This window comes from Streptomyces sp. NPDC111507 (assembly GCF_055638955.1).
Window position 1 is genome coordinate 623,229 of sequence record NZ_JBVKBU010000006.1, and the last position, 6,515, is coordinate 629,743.

The 6,515-nt window shown below is 67.9% G+C and carries 7 protein-coding genes, 1 tRNA gene and 1 pseudogene; 7 read left to right on the plus strand and 2 right to left on the minus strand.

The window, feature by feature from the left end; genetic code table 11:
* The first annotated feature begins 25 nt into the window (after nucleotides 1–25).
* Nucleotides 26–250 (plus strand): LexA family protein, encoded by a 225-nt coding sequence (locus tag ACZ7M2_RS27025; protein WP_471597449.1) that lies wholly within the window; start codon nucleotides 26–28, stop codon nucleotides 248–250.
* On the plus strand, nucleotides 250–450 hold the full coding sequence (locus tag ACZ7M2_RS27030; protein ID WP_471597450.1) for a hypothetical protein: 201 nt from the start codon (nucleotides 250–252) through the stop codon (nucleotides 448–450). The genes ACZ7M2_RS27025 and ACZ7M2_RS27030 overlap by 1 nt, the downstream gene beginning before the upstream one ends.
* A gap of 805 nt (nucleotides 451–1,255) precedes the next feature.
* Here ACZ7M2_RS27030 and ACZ7M2_RS27035 read toward each other — a convergent pair.
* Nucleotides 1,256–1,852: a TetR/AcrR family transcriptional regulator gene (locus ACZ7M2_RS27035; RefSeq protein WP_471597451.1), complete on the minus strand. Its 597-nt coding sequence runs from the start codon at nucleotides 1,850–1,852 to the stop codon at nucleotides 1,256–1,258.
* Between the two features lie 186 nt (nucleotides 1,853–2,038).
* On the opposite strand from ACZ7M2_RS27035, the gene ACZ7M2_RS27040 reads away from it, so the two are divergent.
* From ACZ7M2_RS27040 to ACZ7M2_RS27060, 5 genes and pseudogenes are all read left to right on the plus strand, one after another.
* Nucleotides 2,039–3,655 carry an MFS transporter gene (locus tag ACZ7M2_RS27040; RefSeq protein WP_471597452.1) on the plus strand — a complete coding sequence of 539 codons (1,617 nt, stop codon included), beginning with the start codon at nucleotides 2,039–2,041 and terminating at the stop codon, nucleotides 3,653–3,655.
* Nucleotides 3,656–3,839: 184 nt separating this feature from the next.
* Nucleotides 3,840–4,742: an NmrA family NAD(P)-binding protein gene (locus ACZ7M2_RS27045; RefSeq protein WP_471597453.1), complete on the plus strand. Its 903-nt coding sequence runs from the start codon at nucleotides 3,840–3,842 to the stop codon at nucleotides 4,740–4,742.
* Between the two features lie 277 nt (nucleotides 4,743–5,019).
* On the plus strand, nucleotides 5,020–5,241 hold the full coding sequence (locus tag ACZ7M2_RS27050; protein WP_471597454.1) for a hypothetical protein: 222 nt from the start codon (nucleotides 5,020–5,022) through the stop codon (nucleotides 5,239–5,241).
* An 11-nt stretch (nucleotides 5,242–5,252) separates the two neighbouring features.
* Nucleotides 5,253–5,327: pseudogene (locus ACZ7M2_RS27055) on the plus strand (SAM-dependent methyltransferase); the annotation flags it as partial.
* A 55-nt stretch (nucleotides 5,328–5,382) separates the two neighbouring features.
* A complete protein-coding gene (locus tag ACZ7M2_RS27060; protein ID WP_471597455.1) occupies nucleotides 5,383–5,904 on the plus strand; it encodes a hypothetical protein in 522 nt (173 codons plus the stop codon).
* 173 nt (nucleotides 5,905–6,077) lie between these two features.
* Here the strand turns inward: ACZ7M2_RS27060 and ACZ7M2_RS27065 are convergent.
* A tRNA-Met gene (locus tag ACZ7M2_RS27065) sits at nucleotides 6,078–6,151 on the minus strand.
* Nucleotides 6,152–6,515: the final 364 nt, after the last annotated feature.

Consider the following 6,515-nt stretch of genomic DNA (forward strand, 5'->3'; position numbering starts at 1 on the left):
TTCGAACGCACGCTCTAATCGAGTCATGGCCAGACACCGCGTCGCCTACCTCACCGACACCCAGGAGCGCATCCTCCGCTATATCCGCGAGGCCATCACCGAACATGGCGAGGCGCCGACCGTGCAGGAGATCGGGGAGCGGGTCGGCATGCGCAGTCGCGCCTCCGTGCACTACCAGCTGGGGGAGCTGGAGTCGAAGAACGCGATCGTCCGGGAGCCGGGCCGCCGCCGCGGGATCAGGCTGGCGTGATGGGCGACGAGCGGTATCACCTCACCCTGTACACCGGCGCCCGGCCGGTGATGCAAGGCTGGTGGGGCAGCTGGGACACGGCGGACGGCATGTTCACGCTGTGGATCGGTAAGCACGGCAACGTCGAAGCGGCCCGCATCGTCCTCGTTGACGAGCAGGAGGGGCGGGTTCTCGCGTCCTGGCCTGACACGGACGAGTGATGACCACCTGGACGCCGCGCGGGCCTGCCATAGATCACCCGCCACGTCGATGAGACCGGGCCAGTCGGCGACCAGTCACGCTCCTTGTAGCCGCTCACGCTGAAGCTGACGGCCGAGGTGTTCGCCGGGCCCCAGGTGTTCGGCTCGTCGCTGGCGAAGATGCTGACGCCCGCAAGACAGGCCCCGCCCGTCGACGAACCGCTTGTCATGATCGCGCGCGAGCACGACTGGCGGGAGCGGCACGGCGGCCCGGCCAAAACTGGAGGCGCACAACGCCCTGCGCGCGAAGAACGCCAAGGCGATTGACGCGGGCCAGCGGGCGACTACGAAGCTGCGGCTTCGGCTGCGCAGCCGGCTCTCCGACGCGCTCGGCGGCACGGAACTGCTGCCGGTGTGGTTCGTCACCGCGCTCGGCCCGATGGCGCCCCTGACGCGGAAGCTGAGTTGATCCAGGGCTCACCACTGGGCTGACCTGGGGCGGAAGGGTTCAACGCCTGTTTGGCGGATGAGTTGATTCCCCGGTGTTCCCCGTGGTTCCCTGCACGATCTGGCGCGCGTATGGCACGCGTGGCCGGGTAACGCGGACCGGCGTCATCAGCGGGTGCATCCAGCGGCTTTACCAAAAGTGGACAAGGCGGTTCGAGGGCGAGCGGGAACGCAGGCGAGCCCAGAGTGGGGGCCCGGCAGGCGCTCATCCTCTTGTCAGGGGCTGCGTTGACCTGCTCGATGAATTCGACCTCCGCGCCGAGGTGGTTAATGCGGGTCTCCTGTCCGGGCGGTGGCCTGTACTGTCAGTCGGCTTCGGTCAGTCCGTACGGTGCTGCGGTTCGCACTGCCCGGTGCCGCTCTTGGTGAGAGCCGTGCGCGCGGCCTGCAGCAGTTCTTCGGAGATCGGGTCGCCCCGGGTGGCGCGGGCGAGGACGAGGGCGCCGACCATGGTGCAGAGCTGGGCCATGCCGTCGTCGTCGCCGGTGGCCAGCCGGGCGGCGCGGTTCCGTACCCCGCTGATGTAGATGTTCTGGGAGCGGGCGGCCTGGTCGGGTTCGCGCCCCAGGTCGGCGGCGAATCCGGAGACAGGGCAGCCGTCCCCGGCGTGATCACGGTGCCAGATCGAGAGGTATTGCTCGATCAGCGTCCGGCGGGCGGCCTCGCGGTCCCCTGCGTGCTCCTCGATGCCCGCTGGCGAGTGCGCCTCCGGATTCTCGAAGGCGTGGGCGATGGCCCTGTCGACCAGGTCCTCCTTGGAGGCGAACTGCTTGTAGAACGCGCCGTGGGTGAGCCCGGAGGCCTTCATCAGGTCGGCGATGCTGACCGCGGTGCCTTTTTCGCGGAACATCCGGGACGCGGTGGCCACGACGTGCTGCCGGTTTTCCTCTGCTTGCGCCTTGGACACGCGGCCCACGGGATCACTCTCCTCAAATAACTGTCACTTGTAATCTATCCTATCCCGTGTTTAGTCTGACTGCGACATCTATTTTGCCGACGAGGCCACCCGCGGGTCAGACAGGGCCATGCGCTGCCTCCCGCCTCCGAGGCCGACGGCCTCCGCCCGGCAACCGCAGAATCATCGACAGCACTGGAGACCCCCGTGGCATCACCACCCACACCCGCCGACTCCTCGACGCCCGCGCCATCCGCCCAGCGGCGAAGGGTTTCCGAGGTGGTCCATCGTCGGCGCTGGGCCATCCTGACCGTGCTCTCGTTCAGTCTCCTGGTGGTGATGCTGGACAATTCGATCCTCAACGTGGCGATGAAGACCATCGCCCAGCCTGCTCCCACCGGACTCGGCTCCACCCAGAGCCAGCTGGAGTGGGCGGTCAACTCCTACACGCTTGTCTTCGCCGGGCTGCTCTTTACCGCGGGCCTGCTGGGTGACCGGCTCGGCCGCAAGAAGGTGCTGCTCTTCGGCATGGCCGTGTTCGGTGTGGGATCCGTGCTGTCCGCGCTGTCGGACTCCTCCGGGCAGCTCATCACCTTCCGCGCCGTGATGGGCTTCGGCGGTGCCTTCATCCTGCCTGCCACCCTCGCGATCATCATGAACGTCTTCGAGCCCGAGGAGCAGCCCAAGGCCATCGGCATCTGGACCGGTGTGGTCGGTTTCGCCATAGCCGCCGGCCCGATCGCCGGCGGTGTTCTGCTGGAGCACTTCTGGTGGGGCTCGGTTTTCCTGGTCAATGTGCCGATCGTGGTCGCCGCGCTGGTCGCGATGGTGGCGATCGTCCCCGACTCCAAGGATCCCAGGCCCGGCAGGCTCGACCCGGTCGGTGTGCTCCTGTCGATCGTCGGTCTGGCGGTGCTGGTCTACGGCATCATCAAGGGCGGCCAGCTGGGCGACTTCACCCGGCCCCAAGCGTGGGCGACGATCCTGGGTGGCCTGGCGGTCCTCGCCGGCTTCGTGGTGTACGAGGCCCGCAGCGACCATCCGGCCCTCGACGTCACCTACTTCCGCAACCGGCGGTTCTCCGCCTCGGTTGCCGCCATCGGCCTGGTCTTCTTCGCCCTCATGGGCGTCACGTTCTTCAGCGTCTTCTACAACCAGAGCGTGCGCGGCTACAGCGTCCTGCAGTCCGGTCTGCTCGTGCTGCCACTGGCCGTCTCCCAGATGTTCTTCGCCCCGCGGGCCCGCCTGGTCGTCAACCGCTTCGGCGCCCGAGCCGTGTGCGCCTCCGGCCTCGTCCTGACCGCCGTGGCCTTCGCCGGCTTCCTGCTGCTCGGCCAGGACACCCCCATCTGGGTACTGGAGGTGCTGTTCTTCCTGATGGGCACAGGGATGGCCCATGTGATGCCGCCCGCCACCGTCATGATCATGTCGTCGTTGCCGCGGGAGAAGGCCGGCTCCGGATCCGCGGTCAACAACACCTTCCGGCAGGTCGGCGGGGCCATGGGCGTCGCCGTGCTGGGGTCGCTGCTGTCCACCACCTACCGCAACGGCATCGACGGCCACCTGAACGTGCTGCCCGCCTCCGACCGGCACGCGGCAGGTGAATCCGTCCAGGCGACCCTGACCCTCGCCGAGAAGCTGGGACCGGCCGGCCGGCCCCTGGTGCAGCCCGCGCACGACGCCTTCATCCACGCGATGCACATCACCGCGGCAGGATCCGCAGCAGTCGCCCTGGTCGGCGCGGTCGTCGTGCTGGTCTTCCTACCGGGCAAGGCCGCCGCAGTGGCCGCCAGCCGCGATACATCCCGGCGCCAGACCGCCTGAGCCGAACGGCTGTCAGAACCATCCCACGAGACACCGTAGGCGACCGTCCGGTGGGGACGTTCCCGCAGTGCCGCTGCGGACACCCCCGTCATCGAGACCGCGCTGTGGCTGCTCGCCGACAGCTCCGCTGACGCCCTGACCACACCTCAACTCAGTTATTCCATCACTCCGAGAGGATCGACTAATGATTGCCGACAACCTTGTTCTCATCCCTGGGGCCGGCGGCGTGGGCCGCACGGTCTTCGAGCAACTGCGTACTCAGGACGTGCCGGTGCGTTTCATGGTCCGCCGCGAGGACGAGCGCTCGGCCGAGCTGCGGGCACTCGGTGCGGAGGTCGTCATCGGCGACCTGACCCAGCCCGAGACGGTAGCGTCCGCGCTGCGGGGCGTGACCCGAATGTACTTCGCGATGCGCGTGTCGTCGGACCATCTGCTGGCGGCAACCGTGGTGGCCTCCGTTGCCAAGGAGTACGGGAATCTGGAGGCTCTAGTCGACCTGTCGCAGATGACGGTGTCACAGATGACCGCCATCAGCACCGAGGAGTCGCACCAGCAGCGCCTGCACTGGCTGGCTGAGCAGGTCCTCAATTGGTCGGGGCTGCCCGTGGTGCACATCCGGCCGACGGCGTTCCTGGATACTCCCCTGTTCACCACGATGGCAGCGCGTTCGATTCAGGAGAGCGGCACGATCGCGCTGCCGTTCGGCACCGGACGCACCTCACCGGTCGCCGTGGACGACGTCGCCCGGGTCATCGCCACCGTGCTGAGTGATCCGACTCCGCATATCGGGCAGGTCTACGAACTGACCGGGCCGCGCTCGGTCGACATGACAGAGCTGGCCGCAGAATTCTCTTCGGCGCTCGGCCGTCCGGTGTCCTACGTGGACATGCCGCTGGAGCGATGGGAGGCCCAGCTCCCGAAGCTGGGGATGCCACCGCATCTTCAACAGCACGTCGCCACCATGGCCCAGCTGCACCGGGACAACCGCTACGACCGCACGGCCGACGACGTCAAGCGCGTGACGGGCGTCCCCGCCCAGTCGATCGAGGAGTTCGTGGCCGCCCGCAGGGACTTCTACCTGGGCTGAGTTGTCCCGGCCACGACCGGCTCCAAGGCGACTGCTGGCACGGGGCCGGCCCTGGCCGTGGCCTCAGTGCGGCTGACAGGATTTGAACCTGCGGCCTCATCCCTATCAGGTCGATCGCTGGACCACTGTGGCCCCAGAGAACTCCTTGCCCTGGGCGGTGCAGTGGTCGCTGGGAACCGCGGGGGCTCCCATCCCGACCACCGTCGACCCAGGCAGAGCCGAGCAGACGCGGCCCCTGGCGTCCAGGTCGTTCGTACCACAGGATGTCGGGGCGCCCGTGCTCGGCTGGGTCGTCACCACGCACGGACTGCCGGCGGGTCTACTCACCGGCGCCGCGTCCTTCAGCATCTTCTTCGGCGCGGCGCTCATCAGGGGTCTGGTCATGCTGTCGCGCACGCGGCGTCCCGGATTCCGGAAAGCTGAACGGGCCGCGGCCCGTTCAGCCCCCGCAGCACAGCGTGCCGAGGACGGCATCCACGAAACCGTTGACCATGAGTGAGCATTCCGCACCCGACCCGCGCCGCCCTCGAAGCAACCGGACGGCCCTTCGTGATCGAGAACGTCCGCGGCGCCCTGCCCAAACTCTTCCTTGCGTGATCCCTCCTCGCGATTGTCGACGCCGTAGAAGGCGCGGGAGGTCGTGCACAGCGCCTCGATCACCGCAGGCAACGCCTCGGCCGGCAGCCCCTCGGTGATGGCAAGCTGCTGCCACAGCTTTCTCATGGGAGCCCTCGCCCTGTACGGCCTCCTCCACCACAGGGAGGTCTTCGCCTGGATGAAGCAGATCCGCAAGACCGACGCGGAGAACACCGTCTACGACGAGCCCGACCAGTGGCTCTCCGACCTCTACAAGGCGCAGTGCCGCAGGGCAAAGAAACCCAGCCGGGCCGAGGACATGGAGGACGTCTCCCAGACCGGCAACATGATCAGGGGAGTTGCCGACCACATCGAGGCCATCCGCCCCGAGCTGGCCAAGGTCGTGGAGCGCGTTGACGACTACCTGGACGCGGCCCTGCCTGCGCAGACCCCCGCCCTCAAGGTGTCCCTTGCGGACCACCAGGCTCAGCTCGTGCAGGCTGTGAAGCAGGAGGCCGCCCGGGCGGATCTGGCACAGGCCATCTCGAGTGCCAGGCAGAAGATCAAGTCTCTGCGGCGCAACTGAGGCCCACACGGCTGGACGGACGGCGCTGCACTCCGCGCGACGCCCTGCGTGCCGGCGTCCCGTCGTGCCCACGGCACGGTTCGGCCTGTTCGGCGCGCGTGCTGCAACGCCGCACGCCCCACGGCTGGACACGCCTGAGGGGCCAGCACTCGTGCTGGCCCCTCAGGTTTTAGTAGCGAGGACAGGATTTGAACCTGCGACCTCTGGGTTATGAGCCCAGCGAGCTACCGAGCTGCTCCACCCCGCGTCGGATTGCCCCACCTTACGCCACCTGTCCCGGCCCCGAGACCATGATCGCCTGCCTGCCGCGAGGAGTGTCGGCGGTCGAGGCGGCCATTTCCCCTGACCCCCTCGTTGGCGGCCAGGCCGTGAAGCTGCAGCTCGGCTGGCCCACCGCGCTCCCCGAGCCCCGGCTCGACTTGTGTCCCTCGTCCGCCAGCGTGACTAGTCCGTCCCTGCTGCCGCCGCCCGAGTCTCGAGAGCCTGGGTAGTTGACTACCGGGCCCCATCGGGGAGTGTCTTTTTCTTTGTGTAAGCCCGGTGCTCGTACCTGTTCTTACTGGTCGGTGACGCGGTCGCCGTAGTAGCCGGCGAGGGTATTGATGGCTTCC